This window comes from Peribacillus sp. ACCC06369 (assembly GCF_030348945.1).
Taxonomy (GTDB): Bacteria; Bacillota; Bacilli; order Bacillales; family DSM-1321; genus Peribacillus.
On record NZ_JAUCEN010000002.1, the window covers coordinates 4,531,044 to 4,547,778 of the forward strand.

The window sequence follows — 16,735 nt, forward strand, 5'->3', positions numbered from 1 at the left end:
CGTTGTCACAAGCAACAATACTCCATATAACTACGGAGATTTTTTAAAAAGTAAACAAAGGCCAGCCCTCCCAAAAGATGGATGTAAATTTCTAACCATTAAATTATCCACCCTAACATTGAGTATTGAAGACAATAACCTAAATACCATACCAAAATAAACCAATTCCTTATAGAACTAACCTGCCCCGACATAAGAAAAAGAGCTGCCAAAGCAACTCTCTTATTGAAGTAAAGCACCTGTTAGTTCACTAAAGTCTTAATTGTTTTTAATAATAATTGAAGCTTCATTACACCTATTTTTTATATAGTTTTAATTATCTTTTTTACTGAGGGTTGGTTTAAAATTGCTACCAAGATTAATGTAATCAAAGCATAAATCAGTACTTTTTCCCAAGACATTTTTATATTTCTTTTTCAGGACAAATTATTTCAACAAGTAAAAATAATGTTATATGTAAAATATCAAAAAGCCCATCAAGTCATACAATTATAAAACCTTTTTTTATAATTAACCAATCGTCTCCAGAACATTTTTTAATTGTACGATATTGTTCTGTTCGGCGTCGTTCATCTTATAAACGAAAACGGTATTAATGACATTGTTAAAGCTTAAATTGTAATAGTGAATGTTTGTATAGTTATATAAATCTATAAGCTTAGTATTCAATACTGCAATGGTATTGCTGATTTGCAAAAAATCTTGGATACTGCTGATTGATTTTATTTCCTTTAATTTATATGGTATTTGATTATTCATAAGCCATTCGGTCACAGCTCTTGTATACATACAACCTATACTCAATACGAGCAATGTAATAGGTGTTTTCCAATCAAAATTGATGATATGGTCCTTACTTGAAATGATCTCGAATGTTTCAGTTGCAACGATGTCATAAGTTAAGTCGGGATATTTCTTAATAGGTTCACTAATGAGTGCACAATCTAATTCGGAATTGTGCACTTTTTGGTTTATGGCATTACTGGAATCTACGGCGAAATCCACATCCATTTGAATGTCGTTCATATTCAAAGTATTCGCGATGTGGGCACCATAGATTTTCAAGGTTGTATGTGATGTGCCAAAATCCACTTTAGAGTTAGTTTGAAAAGCACCAATGTTTTGTAAAAATTCTTCGTACTCTTGTGCAATAAGTTGAAGATAGTTTTTATACTGTATTCCTACGCAAGTGATTTTCAATCCTTGCGGCGTGCGTTTAAAAACAAGTTTGCCAATTTCCGACTCTATTTTTTTCACTTTAGCCGTAAGGGCGGATTGAGTATAGTTCGTGATTTCTGCAGACTTACTTAAATTTTGACGGTTTAATATTTCAATTTTCAATGCTATTTCTTTGATGTTCATATAGTTGGCACACCCTATAAAAAAAATTTATGAACCCTATCATTTTCCTCCATTTTACGCTTCTGGGCAGTCAGAGTAAACTCTAGTTAGCTTTAAAAGTAAGGGAGACTAGATAATGCTAGAAGTTAAAAATAAGAATTTATCCCACCGAATTATTATTGAACGATACATCAAGCATAAGGGAGGCCTTTCTTAATGCATACATATTATAAATGGTTAATCGTATTGGTGGCCACGTTATCCCAAACTGCAGCAACCTTTGTGACATATGGCATGGGACCCATCGCTGCATTTTATCAAATTGAATGGAATTTAACACCACTTCAAACAGGCTTCATTGTTTCAGCGGTCAATATTGGTCCGATGTTTTCACTGCTGGCGTTCGGTTACTTGATGGATAAAAAAGGGGAAAAACACATTATCGGGTGGGGGAACATTTTATTGGGGCTCTCAGCTTTAACGCTAGTTTTTGTTAATGATTATATTGTATTGCTGCTTTTATTATTGTTGGTTGGTATATGGTACGGAAGTGCTCAAACCGGTGGAAGCACGGCCATCGTAAAATGGTTTCCAAACGAACATAGAGGTCTGGCTCTAGGGATAAGACAGACGGGAATACCGATTGGAGGATCTTTAGCCTCTGCAGTTTTATCCTATACATATTATCATTTCAATTTGTCATCAGTACATGTAGTACAAGGGATCGTAGCAATAATGGGAGGGCTGCTCTTCCTATTATTATATAACGAACCAGAAAGAACGAGCGAAACGGGATCAACCTCGGTCGGGTTCAAGGAGAAAATGAGTGTCATCAAAAATAATAAAGAGTTATATCCGATGTATATAGTCGGTGTTGTGATGATGTCATTACAGATGATTATCATTGCGCATTTTATGAGTTATTTGCATAACGAAGGGGGCTATCGATTAACAGAGGCAGGAAAATATTTAAGCGTCGTTTTAATAGGTGGTATGGTTGGACGGGTAGTCATCGCATGGGCGAGTGATCAATTCTTTGAAAGTAAAAGGGAAAGATTATTGCTTATTGTGATGGCTGTTACCGTAATTCTTACAGTGATACTGCCACTCATCATGACTGTTGAAATGGAAATCTTGATGCTATTATTTTGTTTTCTTTTGGGTTTTGTAGCCATTGGTTGGTATTCCATTTTTATTGCTTGTATCGCAGAGCAATCGGATTCACGTTTTATAGGTTTAACGGTGAGTTCAGCATTGACATTAAATCAATTATTCATTGTCATAGCACCCTCTTTATTCGGATTAGTCGTTAATCTATTGAACAGTTACCAACAAGCCCTATATTTGGCCGGAATATCTGTAGCTTTGGGAGCGATTAATTTATACAGAGCAAAAATAAAAAAAAGAATGAATCATGGGATCACCACAAAGTTTGATCAAATTAATACAAACAACCTTGATAAATGAATAAATAGAAAGGGCATGTTTTGAAAAAAGATGAATCCACACATGCCCTTATACTATTTAATTGGATCAGTCTTTTATAAAAAAGATCGATCATTTTTTTGTGTTCCTTAATCAACTAACGCAGAAGTTAGTTCTATAAGGTATTACTACTTATTCCAATCCTTAGCTAACATACCGTAAACAATATGGTCAACATGATGGTCATACAACCATTCTGCTTGTCTTATACAACCTTCATTAACAAAACCCAATCTTTCGGGAATTCCTTTACTTTTCTTATTCTCCTCAGCAACCCTTATTTCCACTTTATCTAGTGTCAATTCAATAAATGCATAATCGGTCAATGCCTTAGCTACTCTTGTCATAATTCCATTTCCTTGATATTCTTCTCCGAGCCAATAACCAATATATGCAGTTTTATTTGACCAATTTATTTGGTTATAACCTGCTACACCAACAATTTGTCCCTTATACATAATAACTGTATTGACACTCTTGTTTTCAGCAAAACCTTTTAAAGACATATTAATAAACCCTTTTGTATCTTCAAGTTTTGTTGTATTATCCAGCCAAGGAAGCCATTCTTGTAGGTATTCTCTGGATTGATTTGTTATTTCGAAGACTCTTTCTGCATCCTTTAATTCTAACAGTTTCAATGATAACTCCTCATCAATCTTATGTAAGAACATACTCATCCCCCTAATTATTCTATTGGTTTATTTTGTATATTAACATATATGATTAATAGATAAATCACATGTTAATTATGGAGCTAACCTGCCCCTTTAGTTCCATAAAGAAAAAGCTGCCTTAAAGACAGCTCCGAACTTAAGCTAAAGCACCTGTTAGTTCATTATGGTTTTTACCTTTTTCCTTAGTTTTTCAATTTCTTCTATTATTAATTTTGGATATTCTTTAGGGGTTGTGTTCTTTGTATTTTTTTCAAACACCTTGTTATCATTCAATGTATTCCAAAAGTGTGTTGCTCCATCTAAAATGGCCTCTAAGAATTCTTTTTTAGGTAATCTAGCTTGTGCAAACACCTCAACAGGTTCCCAATCCCCAACAATGGAAAATTCCAATAAATTGCTGTTTATCGAGATTAACTTCATAAGATATGGATCGATACCATATGTTACTTCAACGTTCTCACCGTCTAAATATTTCTCTATTCCAACTATATAATCACTCCATAAATCTAACCCACTAGGAATATCATTTCCTACAACAATTTGATCATTAAATTGAATCTTTATATGCATTTGAATATGCTCCGGAGTGAATTTTCGATGTTCAAAAATCCCTCTTAATTTTAAAGAATCATCCAAGGATATATAACTCTCTTCACCTGCACTGGTTTTAACTAGAAATGTACTTATTTTAAACATCATTAATCTCCAATCTTTAATGCCCCTTTAGTCCATAAGAAAAAGAGCTTCCAAAGCAACTCCCTTATTGATGTAAAGCACCTATTAGTTCAACAAGGATTATAACAAAAAGGCGTTAATCCTCGTTGATAAACGCACAATAAGTGAAGGACTTTTTTATTTCCACCTTTATTAAAAAGCACTCCTCAATTTTGAATATGCTGTTCTTGCTCCCAACTTGGGTAAAATACTTTTACGCTTACGTTTAATTAATTGTTAAATTGGGGAAATATAAATCTAATCGATGACTCGAAAACTAGGATGGATATTGATGAGAATTACGGCTAAAAAAATAATGTATTACTTTATTAAATTAAGAGGTAGAATCTTTTTACCATTTGCCATTTTATACATATTAGTTGCTGCGTATGTTGCTTTTTCTATAGAGCCACAGACGTTCGAATCTTATTTAACCTCTGTTTACTGGGTACTTACAACGCTTGCTACGGTTGGTTTTGGAGACTATGCACCGGTCACCGATCTTGGAAAAGCATTTACCATTGGTCTTTACATCACGGGTATTGGGCTTGTTAGTCTTTTCATTGGAAAAATCATTAAATCTGTATATCTTATCGAAAAATTTAAAGTTGGTGGAAAAATGAAATATACAGGTAAAAATCAGATCATTCTGATTGGCTGGAGCGATAAGTCAAAATCCGCCATCCAAGAAATTTTAAAATCTGATGAAATCATTGATATTGTAATCATTGATACCTTGGAAAAAGCTCCTATGATGGAAGAGCGTCTGTTTTATGTTCGTGGGGATGCTACCGATGAAGAAACATTACTCCGTGCAAACCTGCCTAGAGCAAAAGGCGTTATCATTTTTGCTGACCAAATAACACAAGATAATTATGCTACAAAGGATCCGTTACTTGTCGATGGAAAGACATTATTAATTGCCACTGCCATAACATCCATTGAAGATAAAACGAATACATCTATTCATGTCACCGCCGAGGTAATCAATCAAAAGCATATTCGTTTATTCGAGCGTGTAAAAGTGGATGAGTTTATTCCTACACAAGAGATGATCTCCCACGCAGCAGTAAGATCATTATTTTCTCATGGAGTCACCCACATGTATTCTGAACTTATGAGCACAAAGTATAAAGAAACCATGTATGAGATTTCTAAACAAGATGAATGGAGAACCTATCGTGATGCGTTTATAGATCTTCTTGACAAAGGAGCCACACTGGTAGCAGATCGTGGTAATCTTACCATTAACCAAAAATTAGATGAACGAATTCCTGATGATGCACAGCTTTTCGTTATTTGCGATAAAGAGACCATTTCCGAAATAAATTCAAATACATTACGTTGAAATCCGAAATCTTTAGGGATGCTATAATAGCATCCTTTATTGATTTTTCTTATTAAACTAAAAGGCTGCCGCAGCAACCCCTGGTAATGAAGTAAAGCACCTGTTATCTGAAGAACCAACAACTATAAATACCTCGCTTGAATAAAGACTCTAGGGATCAAAAAAACCAGCTAAAGAGAGTGTAAATTCCGATTAATGTAAAGAAAATGATTAATATTAATATCGTGATACACCCAATAATAAATAACTTATCCTCCAATGTCTCATCAGGTTCTTCCGTCAATTTTTCATTAACTTTATTTTGTATAGGAGAAATTTCCTGATCTTGCAGTCTTTTTATAATTTCACTATCTCCTTTAAATTTTAGAACTCTTGCTATTCTATTAGGATCGTTACCCATAGATTTTTCGAACTGAAAACACGCATCTACCATTTCAGGTGTCTTATCCTTTTCTAGATACCAATATCGACCGGCCATCGAGGGATATTTTAATGCAAAATAGATATCCCCTAACTTTTTACGGAGTTCTAATTCATCTGGATAGGTGAAAATTAACCCGTGTATTCTATCTCTTGCTTTTCCTAAATCATTATTTTTAATGTCCTCTTCTATCTTCTTTATGGTTTTAACAGGTATTTTTTCTATATATACTCCTCCTTCATCCATTAACCTGACCCTATAGTTCCTGAAGAAAAAGATTGCTGTAGCAACCTTGCTTATTAAAAATAAGCACCCGTTAGTTCAACAAAAACCTTACCTCAAATCCACTCTTTTCCATATTCACGAATGAATTTAATATCGTTTTGATAATGTTCAAGATGCCCTTCATCTATCATCTTTTGAAAAGCAATGTCACCTTCACTGGCTTTTCTTGTAATTGTTTTACATAGCCCTTCCAATCGCAGCAATACCATTTCCAAAAAACCTTCTTCTACTCCCTCACCGTAAGAATCAAAAAACAATTTAACTCTTTGTTTTATACGGTTAGCGTGCTGCAAAGGATTATAATAAACTTTCTCACCAGTTTCAGAAAGATAAAATCTACTTAAGGGGACGCAAGTATAAAGAGTATAAGCTATGTCCCAAAGTCTTGGACCAGGTCCAGCAACATCAAAATCAATAATACCTACTGGTCTTTTATGATTAAAAATAATGTTGTATCTGGCAAAGTCATTATGGCATAATACCTCCACTTTGTGTGGAGTATTATCTATCGGTTTCCAATCATCTGATAATGGAAAATCACTCACAGCATCATGATAAAGACAGAGCATCTTCGCTATTTCCCTTAAAGCATCATCAGACCACATGTATTCTTTTAAAGGATCATTACCAGCTTCTCCTTCAATAAAGGATAATATCTCTCTTCCTTTTTCATCAATACCTAAAAACTTTGGTGCATAACTGAAACCTTCGTTCTCCAAATGCTTTAATAGCTTATGAACCTTGGTACTGTCTGGCTTTAATTCTCGTCGCACAGTATCTCCTGATCGATAAACGTTAGAAACATTCCCCCCTGTTAGCATTTCTTCGTTTTCATGGTTTGACATCTAAATATTCCCCCTAATCTACTTTCTATAAACCGTAAAACAAATCCTGTTTGTTCAACTAACCTGCCCCTTTAGTGCCATAAGAAAAAGGCTGCCTCAGCAACCTTCTAAGCCTAAATTTTCATTGGTTCATGCTTTTTCTACTATTATGTGACTCTTCAAACATCTTTAGAAATAAAAACCTAAACAAAAGTAAACCAAACAGTAATGAGTATAATACGTGGAATACTACATAAATGAAATTTGCACTATAAAAATAGTATTCAAATGAGAGTATATCCGTACTTAATGACATTATTAAGGCACCTAATAGTTCAATTCTAGTTGTTGATTCTTTTAAAGAGAAATCGACTTTATGTATGTTAAATATCTTTTTAAAATCAGAACCGGTTTTAGTACCTTTATAAAGACCTACTCTAATCCAGCAGCAATTATAAAGGGAACAATTGACTCTATTTTATACATAAATACTAAGACATTAAATATGACAAGTCCAAAAATTATATTATATTTCATTCCTGCTCCACTTATTACCACATTTATGACAGGCTGGCTATCTCCTTTTTTTATCTCTGCCATTATTTTAACATAAAATTACATTTTATTATGCAACAAACCTGCCACTTTAGTTGGCTGGCGCATGACTGGATACCTCATAAACGAAAAGAGTAGCAAACTGATATTTCTTTACGTTTAGCAAGTCCAACTCACCGGCAAAACAACCGCCAATATAAAAAATCACCTGAATATTCATCATCATTAATCGGTATCTCTGTATGAATAATTACACTCCAGATAATTATGACCTTTTAGGTAACGACAAAGAGAGGGTACCCCAAGGGAGTGACCTCACTATTATGTGGGGCTCTAACCCTTGGGGATAACCTCTCATTCTTAAACAGTTTTACTTAGTTTCTGATTCATTTTTGCCCATACCATCAGCTAATTGTTCAAATGATTTGACCTTACCATGTGGATTCTGCGATTGTTTACGATCTTTCCATTGGCGTTCTTGTTGTTGCTTAGATTGAGTCATCTAAATAAGCTCCTTTACATAAAGTTCAGTAAATAGTTTGAAGCATGATAAGCCTCCACCCTTTGTACTCGGTGCAGGCATCACTTATCAAGAGTCGAGTCTGGTAAGTATTAATTAATGCATGCCTTTCCACTCACCTTGATTTTTAGATGCTTTTTCTTTTTTTGCTTTATTTTTATGTGCTTGATTAGCGTTTGCACTGCCAAATTCTTTAGAGAATTCTGAATCAGTTTTGCTTGAATCAAATCCTTGCTTGTTCTTTTGGTCTGCATCATTTTTCTTTGTTCGTTTTGCCATGGATACCCCTCCTTCTTATCTTTAGTATGAGATCAGAAAGAAGAAATATACCCCGAATTAAAACCGATAATAACATGAATCCGTCAAGTAATTCGGGTAAAAAAACAAAGTGAATAATAAGTTCCAGTTCGGTTATTTTATAAGTTATATACCAACAATGTTGCCGTTTTTACATAAGATGTTTGAAATTAACTTAACTCCAGAATAATCGGATACATGATGTTCAAGACGTTAGCAGGAGTGGGCCATATCAATATAGGAAGCCAAACTCATTTCCACTCACTCCTTGTTATTCCTTTTTGAACTACGCACCCGTTAGCCATCCATGAAGCGCAAAAATCAGCTCTTCACCACAGAGAATGAAAATTGGTCTCTATGTCGATAATGTTTTAATGGCTGGCGAAGAAGGTCGTTCCAACTATGGTGCCTTTGAGCCCATCCGTTAGTCTGACTCCGACGACCACGGTGTACCACCGACTGTCGCGCCCTTTATGGGTAGCACTCATGGGAGATTAATCCTTTTTTGGTCGTCGCGCTAGCCTCTACCTAATTTAAGTATGATTGGAGGTTTTTGTTTAACGATTTACCAAACTCAATCAGATCACTCATAAGGCTCAGCCTTTTTTAAAAAGCGTTTTTACTGGGTCTATTTTGTTGTGGTTTTTTCTAGATTTTGTGCTTTTTTAATTTTCATGGGAGTTGCATAAGAAAAAGAGCTGCCAAAGCAACTCCCTTATTGAAGTAAAGCACCTGTTAGTTTAAAAATCTGTTTTAGAAAAGACTTTTCATCTTCTTTAATTCCATGACCAATTATTGAACTGTTATTACCTTTCCTTAAACGAGAACACTGCTATTAACAGTGTTCTCATTGTTCTTTTGTTCGTCATCGACCTATATCAGTTTTCTGAAATATTAGAGAGGTAATCAGCCAGTTGAACGAAGGTTCCTGAAAAGCCCTCCTGAAGCATTTCTTCCGACTCCTCGTATGTTTTCATTTCCTCCTCAGTTGGGGATACAGGTGTCCCAATCATCGTAAGTATTGTTTTACCTTCATGCTCAGTGAATGTAAAAGTATTGAGAGTTTCCAAAGGCCAGTTGTCGTTAAAAGGAGCACGTACGATGTTACCCTTTTCATCAGAAAAGAAAGAGGTGTAAACGAGTTTCTCTGGAGCATTTACTTCATGATAAACAAATTTGACCCACATTACATGACCGTCAGGAGATGTCTGGCTGTAATGGAAGACACCATCCTTGCGAAGATCGAACTTAGAAATATCAAAAGCCCATCCTTTAGGGACCCACCAGTTCTGCAGATGTTCTGATTCGGTAAATGCCTTAAATACAAGCTCACGAGGAGCATTGAAACTACGGGTGATTTCGGTTTTTGGAAACATTTTATTCCTCCAATTATTGTTTTTTATTTTGTAGCTCCTTCAGATAAAGTTCCAAGCTGTCGAGTTTTTCTTCCCATATTTCACGATACTGTTCCAACCAAATGTTTAATGCCTTAAAGGGTTCTGGACAAAGCTTATAAATTCGACGATTTGCTTCCGCATAAAATTCCACCACTCCTGATTTATAAAGCACACTTAGATGTTTAGATGCCAATGGCTGGCGAATCTGAAGGCACCCGTTACTTAAAGAAGAGTGATACAAGAATAAAGCCGATTATGATTACAAGAATAAGAATTCCCGTATCTTTCCAACCTAAGCTACCAACTAAATCAGCAAGACCTCCACCGTGAACGCTGCTAGAAGGATTTCTTTTTAATTCTTCTTGTCTTAATTTTTCTCTTCTTCTTTCAGGAGTTTCTTTATCTTCACTCATTGGAACACCCCCTGTAAATTAAATAACCATTCCTTTTAAATTTTACCACAAATAACCATTATCCTTTTTCAACTATCCTGCCCCGATAGTTCCACAAGAAAAAGAGCTACAGAAGCAACTCCCTTATCGAAGTAAAAAACCTATTAATTCAATAGCTACTTACAATATTTGATATTGCTTCTTAATATACTGGGTCCCTATTTTTCAGTCTTTAATTAGAAAGACGCACCTGCGCTCCGATCTTCAGCTAACGCACCCGTTAGTACATTAACAAAGCTTACCACTATGGTTGATGGGGCGTCTTTTTATTTTGGTTTTATTCTCCCCGTACATATTCAGGATTAAATTCGAATGGCATTATATCTGTTTCTTTGTAGGTCGCGGGTTTTTCATTTGGCATCGTTATAGTTATTTCATTTCTTTCTTTGTTCATCTCTAATGTTAGAAAAGAAGTCTTATTAGAATCCTCACTATAAATTATAGCAGTTAGCTTATTTCCCGTTGATTCCGTTAACTGTAAATGCTTTACAACTTTCTCTTTTCCCTTTTTCGGGATTTTTTGCAGTACATACTTGCCAGCACCTTTAATGTCACTGCTGCCGTGGATCATTATATAAAATTCATCATTTGTCCAACCTCCAGACATATGATACTTTGGTGAATTGAAAGAAGACTCTTTGTTCTGTTGTGTAGAATCTTTAACAACTTTTTGTTTGGGTGCCTCTTCTTTTTCATAATTTACTAGTTCTTGTTCGTTGTCACAAGCAGCAAGACTTCCTAAAGCCAAGAGTCCTACGGTGAATTTTTTAAAATTGAACAAAGGTATGTCCTCCTAAAAGATGAATGTAAATTTCGAACCATTAAATTATCCACCCTAACATTGAGTGTTGAAGACAATAACCTAAATATAATACCATAATAATCCAATTACTTATATAACTAACCTGTCCCGATAGTTACATAAAATCGAGTAGGAGGAGGCGCCTAGCCTCCGACCTCTCACACCACCGTACATACCGTTCGGTATACGGCGGTTCAGTTTAAGTCTGACGTAGTTTTGTATATCGTTCATATAGATTTACTAACCCTTGGTGGTGCCAATAAACATTATTAAGGGTTTTGTCTAGAATAGGACTATGCGCTATGCGCCAATAACCCTTTCTGCTATTTCCCCATTCATACGCTTTTCCAAATGGGGCGCCTAATCCTTTGAGTTTCCTCACTCTCGTTCTTGGCAATTTCCATTGCTTCCATAGGCACATCCTGAGTCTTCTTCGAATCCATGAATCTAAATTCTTCAAAACGTTCGGAGTATCAATGAGGGCGAAATAACCCATCCAACCTCTAAGGTATTGCTTTAACTTATTTATTCGGAGTTTCATGGGTTTCGGTAATTTTCTCGAGGTCATTTCCCTGATTCGTTTCTTTACTCTCTTCACCGTTTGTTTAGCCAGTAGAACCTTCGGGTTCTTCTTTGACTTCGTGAAACTAAAACCGAGAAACGTTCTGTTCCAAGGGCGATCATACTTCGACTTCTCGTAGTTGACCTTTAGCTTCAGTTTATTTTCAATGAAGCTTGAGATATTTCCCATTGCACGTTTGGCGGCTTTTCGTGTCTTCACAAAGATAGTACTGTCATCCGCATACCTTACGAATCGAAGATTGCGTTTCTCTAGTTCTTTATCTAAATCGTCTAACATGATATTAGATAATAAAGGACTTAACGGACCTCCTTGCGGAGTTCCCTCCTCACTTTTATGAAAAAGTCCGCCTATCATAATGCCTGCTTGAAGGAATCTACGAATCAGTTTGAGAACTCGTTTATCTTCAATTTTCCGCTCTAACATTCCCATGAGCTTGTCATGATTCACTTTATCGAAGAACTTCTCCAAGTCCATATCCACTACCCATGTATAACCTTCGGTTATATAGGACTTTGCCTTTCGAACCGCCTGGTGCCCTTGTTTGTTAGGGCGAAAACCATAGCTATTCTCCGAAAAGGTTGAGTCATATATCCTGGTTAATATTTGGGCAATGGCTTGTTGAATGAAACGGTCTAGAACGGTTGGAATACCCAATAGCCGAACTCCGCCGTTTGGTTTCGGGATTTCGATACGACGGACGGGCTGCGGTTGATAGGTACCCTGTAAAAGGGCAGTTTTCATGTTGTACCATTCAGTTGCGAGGTGCGGTCTCAGGTTTTGAACCGGCATTCCATCTACACCATGGCTTCCCTTATTTCTTTCTACACGCTTCAATGCCTGTATTAAGTTTTCCCTCTCTAGTATCTGTTCCATTAACATCGTTGATATCCTTTCTACGTGGATAAATGGTCTATTTGTGCCTTTATCTGCTCCACCCTTTTGAAGTTCCCCGTGTATTCACCACTTCTTCCTTCAAATAAGTTCCGTTAGGAATTGTTTGCTTCTTCGCAGATAACGAACGCCTAGTATTCATCCTCCTTAATCTGTTCGGTCCTTCCTTATCTTCTCGAGTAGACAAGTACTATGACCTCTGCTGACTTCTGATGATTCAGCTGTCCATCACTGGACAGGTTACCAAGTGTACTTGGCTGTCATCAGACCTCCCCGGGTAAGAGTGCAATCTTTCCCTCCATCTATCTGCTTCATTTACTCTGTACCACCTTCGGCAGTAAGGACTTTGTTTTGTTTCGCAAACTCATCCAATGATACCTAGCCTTATATGAAGTTCGTGTTCCTCAGACCGGAGGTTTGCCGCTTGCTTCCTTCAGATTCCACGTCACCATGGACACCCTTGCATTAAGCTAACCATTACTACTGCCTTCATGGTTCGGGACTCACACCCTATAGATTGCACCCATGCCGGGCGCACGAAAAAGCTGCCTTAAAGACAGCTCTGATCTTAAGCTAACCCACCCGTTAGTTCATTAACTCCCTATGTTATCAACTGTATACGTGAGCTACTCACATGTTAGAATAAGATCTCTTGATTTAGCGTCATAAATCTTATAACTTACTTCAAACTCATGATCCTTTGTGACGGTGACCTCACAATAATAGGGAACTGCCCTTCCATAGTCAGCCCCCTGTTTTCGTCTCCTTTTTATATTACCATAAAAAACCATTACCCTTATTTAACTAACCTGCCGCATAGCTGCATAAGAAAATGCTGCCCAGCAACTCCCTAATTGAAGTAAAGCACCCGCTAGCTGATGTAAAAACTAAACTGCAAAATTTATTTAAGTAACTTTATTAAAGTAAATTGGGTGGAATAGACAAAGCTTAATCTTTTTTGTGAAAGTGGCAGATGGGTGCAAAAATATTTTGCAATCGACACACAATAATTATTCATGCAAAAAAATTTGGCAGTCTATAGACGCTTAAACTCTTTTAATTCTGCGAGTTACAAGTTGGCGCGATACTTGCATTGTAGATTGATAAAGATTTATAAACTTAGGAGGTACACAAAATATGTCCTTAATCCTAAAATAATGAACCATTTATAGACTAAGTCATAAAGTCATGTGCATATAGCGGCTTATTGTTTGGAATAAGAAAGATCGCTGAATCTTTTCGTTTCCGGTGCTGGTTTTAAAAACATCTAATGGAAAAACAGATTTAAAAAACTTTTTATTGGAGGCCTTTTATGTGGGTAATCACTGTTCATTCAAAGAACAACTTTAGAATTTATGAGTTTGACTCTGAAAAAGAAGCTAAAGAAGCTTTCAGGAGGATGCAGGGTTGTAAATTCCTAACAGAAGTCATTTATTTTAATGATCATGAATTAGTTAAAATATAAGAATTCAGAATTTTTCGCTAATTATCACTTTTAGCATTCCCTCTTTTTAACTAGTCAGGAAGAAAGATAGATGTACTAGAACCTTTATAGGTATGAATATAAAGAGGTTTATAAATTAAAGGAGAGATATGTTTATGGAAACTAAATACTGTAAAGAATCAAGAGTTATAAGAACTAGCCGCATTTTCCCAAATGATGTAAATAACCATAATACTTTGTTCGGGGGTCGTTTGATGAGTCACCTGGATCAGGTATCCTCAACTTCTGCAGCGCGTCATAGCCGCAGGGAATGTGTGACTGCCTCGACAGATTCAGTTGATTTTTTACATCCAGTTCGAACAACAGATTCAGTCTCGTTTGAATCTTATGTGACATGGACAGGTACCTCGTCGATGGAGGTTTTTGTGAAAATCATTGCAGAAGACTTAAAAAGCGGTAATCGTAAAATCGCAGCAACAGCACTACTGACTTTTGTAGCACTTGATCAACATAACCGGCCAACACCTGTTCCACAAGTCATTCCAGAAACAGAAGAAGAGCGAAAATTACATGAAACCGCATCTGATCGAGCAAGAATTCGCAAGGAAAGGAAACAAAAAAGTAAGGAATTGGCTGCCTTTTTAACTGCAAATTATCCCTGGGAACAATATAGTTCTTGCTAAGCTTTATGGACGTAGTTGAATGGGATAATTAGATAAGGGACCAATAAGTTAGTTTCCTGAGGGGAATGGTAGTCCTAGTGATTCTTACAATCAGGATGCAGCGAGAGGATAGATTAGCGTTTCTACGAAAGATAAAAATGATAAATTATTGCCTTTACTCCCGTGGAGCAAAGGCTTTTTTTGACGAGTTTCTTCTATTGATAACGATGAACATTGTATTCTTTAATAATAAGTTCTAACTTTTTGATCGAATTCACAGAGGTATACAAGAGATATAGGTAAGCAAATGTGACGATAATTTTTGTATCCCCCAAAAAACATCATTTCAAATTTTTTGAGGGACAGTTTGAAAGTCAGATATGTTTACTTTTTTTGGCGTTCCTGGTCTTTTAATGCTATTCTTTCAAGTCCATTATGCGCAAATTCTACATCTTTTCTAGGTAAAGCATCATTATTCTTCAATTGCTTATTTTTATTTTTAGACATTTTTCCACCCCCCTGTAGTTTGAGTTAGTGATACAACGTGGATGCCAATAAATACACGATTTAAAGTTACTGTGTAATATTTTTTCTTTTTCGTTATCGGCAACCAGTATTTTTAGTTTGCGTTCTTTTTTGCAGGCTATGCTATTTGAGATTCTTCTTCAACCTCATGATTTTAACTGACCAATAATTCTAATAACCGATTTTTGAATAACTGATTGTCAATGTTCTTACAGATAGTCGCATTAGGAGGATTGCTGCCAAAACCATCTGAAATAGCGAGTTTACTCCCATCATTTATGATAACTTGGCCATAAGTCGCTTTAAGCTATAGCACCTGTTAGTTAACAAGGAAATCCTTTAATCGAAAAACTCCATATGTGCTTTTTCTTGTTTGTAGTAATCCATTCTATCTTGTAAAGTACCTGTATGAAACTCAAACTTATGGCCATCGGGGTCAGTAAAATAAATAGATTTCTTATCTTTTTCATCTCTTGGACGACCTGACAAGATGTTTACATTCAATTCCATTAGTTTCTCGTACATTTTTACAAAGTCGGCTTCTTCGATTGAAAAAGCTATATGTGTGTATGAATGGCCTATTTCATTACGGGGAATATCTTTTTCTACATTCAGGGCAATCCACATTCCATTCAAATCAAAATAGGCAGTATTTCTTCCCTTAACTAACAATTTTGCATCAAAAACGTTTTGATAAAACTCAATGGAATTCTCTAAATTAGAAACTGAAAATAAAAAGTGGTTCAAACCTTTTATAGGCACCTTATCACCTCAAAATAAGACTTCTTAATTATTATACAAATAGGAAGTATATCTTATTGTACTAACCTGCCCCGATAGTTACATTAGAAAAAGGCTGCCGCAGCAACCTTCCTGATTGAAGTAAAGAAACCGTTAGTTTAAGTACAATATTTCATAATATAATTTCTGAATTTCATTTTTATATTCATTTATCATCCTTTTTATTTTTATCTTTTTGGTAAAAAAACATAAGTCATGGATATGCTGAAAGCTAACTTTCGGTTTTGTCAGAGAGATCGCTATTGATGCTACACATTTTTTGAGATCTTTCGTTTCATTAAAACCTCACTTTGGTAAATATCTCCCCAATCTCGCATGAGGTAGATGATAGGTTTTAATGTTTCTCCAAAAGCAGTAAGAGAATATTCAACTTTTGGAGGAATCTCCCGATATATTTCACGATGTACAATACCATCCTGTTCCAATTCCCGAAGTTGTAACGTTAACATACGTTGTGTGGTATAGGGCATAAGTCTCCCTAACTCGCTAAAACGTTTAGGGCCGGAAATTAAGTTATATAATATGATCCCTTTCCATTTGCCGCCTATCACATCCACTGTAACTGCAACAGGACAAGCAGTGGTATCAGGACACTTTTCCGTTTTAAAGTCCTTCATATCGACACCCCAATCTTTTTAAGTATCAAATTGTATACTATATTACAAATTTTATCCTATTCAACAAAAATGTGCGTACTTTTAATTTTATATTATT

The 16,735-nt window shown here is 35.8% G+C and carries 21 protein-coding genes; 4 read left to right on the forward strand and 17 right to left on the reverse strand.

Annotated features, from left to right (window positions below):
* Window positions 1–510: 510 nt before the first annotated feature.
* Complete coding sequence (locus QUF78_RS22950) at window positions 511–1,362, reverse strand: LysR family transcriptional regulator (protein ID WP_289326505.1); 852 nt, start codon at window positions 1,360–1,362, stop codon at window positions 511–513.
* Window positions 1,363–1,557: 195 nt separating this feature from the next.
* On the opposite strand from QUF78_RS22950, the gene QUF78_RS22955 reads away from it, so the two are divergent.
* Window positions 1,558–2,808, forward strand: coding sequence for an MFS transporter (locus QUF78_RS22955; protein ID WP_289326506.1), 1,251 nt, complete (start codon window positions 1,558–1,560; stop codon window positions 2,806–2,808).
* Window positions 2,809–2,954: 146 nt separating this feature from the next.
* On the opposite strand, the gene QUF78_RS22960 is transcribed toward QUF78_RS22955, so the two are convergent.
* Both QUF78_RS22960 and QUF78_RS22965 read right to left on the reverse strand, forming a co-directional pair.
* Complete coding sequence (locus QUF78_RS22960) at window positions 2,955–3,497, reverse strand: GNAT family N-acetyltransferase (RefSeq protein WP_289326507.1); 543 nt, start codon at window positions 3,495–3,497, stop codon at window positions 2,955–2,957.
* A gap of 156 nt (window positions 3,498–3,653) precedes the next feature.
* Window positions 3,654–4,196, reverse strand: coding sequence for a hypothetical protein (locus tag QUF78_RS22965; protein ID WP_289326508.1), 543 nt, complete (start codon window positions 4,194–4,196; stop codon window positions 3,654–3,656).
* Between the two features lie 310 nt (window positions 4,197–4,506).
* Between QUF78_RS22965 and QUF78_RS22970 the strand changes: the two genes are divergently transcribed.
* The gene (locus QUF78_RS22970) at window positions 4,507–5,562 is read left to right on the forward strand and encodes a potassium channel family protein (protein ID WP_289326509.1); all 1,056 of its coding nucleotides are present in this window, start codon (window positions 4,507–4,509) and stop codon (window positions 5,560–5,562) included.
* Window positions 5,563–5,719: 157 nt separating this feature from the next.
* On the opposite strand, the gene QUF78_RS22975 is transcribed toward QUF78_RS22970, so the two are convergent.
* The 11 genes from QUF78_RS22975 to ltrA all read right to left on the reverse strand — a co-directional run bounded on the left by QUF78_RS22975 (window position 5,720) and on the right by ltrA (window position 12,577).
* Complete coding sequence (locus QUF78_RS22975) at window positions 5,720–6,229, reverse strand: DUF6584 family protein (RefSeq protein ID WP_289326510.1); 510 nt, start codon at window positions 6,227–6,229, stop codon at window positions 5,720–5,722.
* A 92-nt stretch (window positions 6,230–6,321) separates the two neighbouring features.
* On the reverse strand, window positions 6,322–7,113 hold the full coding sequence (locus tag QUF78_RS22980; RefSeq protein ID WP_289326511.1) for an aminoglycoside phosphotransferase family protein: 792 nt from the start codon (window positions 7,111–7,113) through the stop codon (window positions 6,322–6,324).
* A 411-nt stretch (window positions 7,114–7,524) separates the two neighbouring features.
* Window positions 7,525–7,692 carry a hypothetical protein gene (locus tag QUF78_RS22985; protein ID WP_289326512.1) on the reverse strand — a complete coding sequence of 56 codons (168 nt, stop codon included), beginning with the start codon at window positions 7,690–7,692 and terminating at the stop codon, window positions 7,525–7,527.
* Between the two features lie 46 nt (window positions 7,693–7,738).
* Window positions 7,739–7,867 carry a hypothetical protein gene (locus QUF78_RS22990; protein ID WP_289326513.1) on the reverse strand — a complete coding sequence of 43 codons (129 nt, stop codon included), beginning with the start codon at window positions 7,865–7,867 and terminating at the stop codon, window positions 7,739–7,741.
* A 150-nt stretch (window positions 7,868–8,017) separates the two neighbouring features.
* On the reverse strand, window positions 8,018–8,149 hold the full coding sequence (locus QUF78_RS22995) for a DUF6254 family protein (protein ID WP_289326514.1): 132 nt from the start codon (window positions 8,147–8,149) through the stop codon (window positions 8,018–8,020).
* 114 nt (window positions 8,150–8,263) lie between these two features.
* Window positions 8,264–8,446 carry a hypothetical protein gene (locus QUF78_RS23000; protein ID WP_034310968.1) on the reverse strand — a complete coding sequence of 61 codons (183 nt, stop codon included), beginning with the start codon at window positions 8,444–8,446 and terminating at the stop codon, window positions 8,264–8,266.
* Window positions 8,447–9,342: 896 nt separating this feature from the next.
* Window positions 9,343–9,840 (reverse strand): SRPBCC family protein, encoded by a 498-nt coding sequence (locus QUF78_RS23005; RefSeq protein WP_289326515.1) that lies wholly within the window; start codon window positions 9,838–9,840, stop codon window positions 9,343–9,345.
* A 13-nt stretch (window positions 9,841–9,853) separates the two neighbouring features.
* Complete coding sequence (locus QUF78_RS23010; protein WP_289326516.1) at window positions 9,854–10,033, reverse strand: hypothetical protein; 180 nt, start codon at window positions 10,031–10,033, stop codon at window positions 9,854–9,856.
* Window positions 10,034–10,079: 46 nt separating this feature from the next.
* Entirely contained in the window at window positions 10,080–10,274 is a 195-nt protein-coding gene (locus tag QUF78_RS23015; protein ID WP_289326517.1) for a DUF6366 family protein, read from the reverse strand.
* Window positions 10,275–10,590: 316 nt separating this feature from the next.
* Entirely contained in the window at window positions 10,591–11,094 is a 504-nt protein-coding gene (locus QUF78_RS23020; protein ID WP_289326518.1) for a hypothetical protein, read from the reverse strand.
* A gap of 220 nt (window positions 11,095–11,314) precedes the next feature.
* Window positions 11,315–12,577: a group II intron reverse transcriptase/maturase gene (gene ltrA / locus QUF78_RS23025; protein ID WP_289323229.1), complete on the reverse strand. Its 1,263-nt coding sequence runs from the start codon at window positions 12,575–12,577 to the stop codon at window positions 11,315–11,317.
* A 1,324-nt stretch (window positions 12,578–13,901) separates the two neighbouring features.
* On the opposite strand from ltrA, the gene QUF78_RS23030 reads away from it, so the two are divergent.
* Window positions 13,902–14,054, forward strand: coding sequence for a hypothetical protein (locus QUF78_RS23030; protein ID WP_289326519.1), 153 nt, complete (start codon window positions 13,902–13,904; stop codon window positions 14,052–14,054).
* 134 nt (window positions 14,055–14,188) lie between these two features.
* Window positions 14,189–14,716 (forward strand): acyl-CoA thioesterase, encoded by a 528-nt coding sequence (locus QUF78_RS23035; RefSeq protein ID WP_289326520.1) that lies wholly within the window; start codon window positions 14,189–14,191, stop codon window positions 14,714–14,716.
* Between the two features lie 363 nt (window positions 14,717–15,079).
* On the opposite strand, the gene QUF78_RS23040 is transcribed toward QUF78_RS23035, so the two are convergent.
* The 3 genes from QUF78_RS23040 to QUF78_RS23050 all read right to left on the reverse strand — a co-directional run bounded on the left by QUF78_RS23040 (window position 15,080) and on the right by QUF78_RS23050 (window position 16,638).
* Complete coding sequence (locus QUF78_RS23040; protein ID WP_289326521.1) at window positions 15,080–15,202, reverse strand: hypothetical protein; 123 nt, start codon at window positions 15,200–15,202, stop codon at window positions 15,080–15,082.
* Between the two features lie 357 nt (window positions 15,203–15,559).
* Window positions 15,560–15,982: a FosM family fosfomycin resistance protein gene (gene fosM / locus QUF78_RS23045; protein WP_289326522.1), complete on the reverse strand. Its 423-nt coding sequence runs from the start codon at window positions 15,980–15,982 to the stop codon at window positions 15,560–15,562.
* A 287-nt stretch (window positions 15,983–16,269) separates the two neighbouring features.
* Window positions 16,270–16,638 (reverse strand): winged helix-turn-helix transcriptional regulator, encoded by a 369-nt coding sequence (locus QUF78_RS23050; protein WP_289326523.1) that lies wholly within the window; start codon window positions 16,636–16,638, stop codon window positions 16,270–16,272.
* Between the last annotated feature and the right edge of the window lie 97 nt (window positions 16,639–16,735).

Coding starts and splice junctions, on each gene's coding strand:
- QUF78_RS22950 (WP_289326505.1), bottom strand. CDS start 1,362: ATGAACATCAAAGAAATAGCATTGAAAATTGAAATATTAAACCGTCAA.
- QUF78_RS22955 (WP_289326506.1), top strand. CDS start 1,558: ATGCATACATATTATAAATGGTTAATCGTATTGGTGGCCACGTTATCC.
- QUF78_RS22960 (WP_289326507.1), bottom strand. CDS start 3,497: ATGTTCTTACATAAGATTGATGAGGAGTTATCATTGAAACTGTTAGAA.
- QUF78_RS22965 (WP_289326508.1), bottom strand. CDS start 4,196: ATGTTTAAAATAAGTACATTTCTAGTTAAAACCAGTGCAGGTGAAGAG.
- QUF78_RS22970 (WP_289326509.1), top strand. CDS start 4,507: ATGAGAATTACGGCTAAAAAAATAATGTATTACTTTATTAAATTAAGA.
- QUF78_RS22975 (WP_289326510.1), bottom strand. CDS start 6,229: ATGGATGAAGGAGGAGTATATATAGAAAAAATACCTGTTAAAACCATA.
- QUF78_RS22980 (WP_289326511.1), bottom strand. CDS start 7,113: ATGTCAAACCATGAAAACGAAGAAATGCTAACAGGGGGGAATGTTTCT.
- QUF78_RS22985 (WP_289326512.1), bottom strand. CDS start 7,692: ATGGCAGAGATAAAAAAAGGAGATAGCCAGCCTGTCATAAATGTGGTA.
- QUF78_RS22990 (WP_289326513.1), bottom strand. CDS start 7,867: ATGAATATTCAGGTGATTTTTTATATTGGCGGTTGTTTTGCCGGTGAG.
- QUF78_RS22995 (WP_289326514.1), bottom strand. CDS start 8,149: ATGACTCAATCTAAGCAACAACAAGAACGCCAATGGAAAGATCGTAAA.
- QUF78_RS23000 (WP_034310968.1), bottom strand. CDS start 8,446: ATGGCAAAACGAACAAAGAAAAATGATGCAGACCAAAAGAACAAGCAA.
- QUF78_RS23005 (WP_289326515.1), bottom strand. CDS start 9,840: ATGTTTCCAAAAACCGAAATCACCCGTAGTTTCAATGCTCCTCGTGAG.
- QUF78_RS23015 (WP_289326517.1), bottom strand. CDS start 10,274: ATGAGTGAAGATAAAGAAACTCCTGAAAGAAGAAGAGAAAAATTAAGA.
- ltrA (WP_289323229.1), bottom strand. CDS start 12,577: ATGTTAATGGAACAGATACTAGAGAGGGAAAACTTAATACAGGCATTG.
- QUF78_RS23030 (WP_289326519.1), top strand. CDS start 13,902: ATGTGGGTAATCACTGTTCATTCAAAGAACAACTTTAGAATTTATGAG.
- QUF78_RS23035 (WP_289326520.1), top strand. CDS start 14,189: ATGGAAACTAAATACTGTAAAGAATCAAGAGTTATAAGAACTAGCCGC.
- QUF78_RS23040 (WP_289326521.1), bottom strand. CDS start 15,202: ATGTCTAAAAATAAAAATAAGCAATTGAAGAATAATGATGCTTTACCT.
- QUF78_RS23050 (WP_289326523.1), bottom strand. CDS start 16,638: ATGAAGGACTTTAAAACGGAAAAGTGTCCTGATACCACTGCTTGTCCT.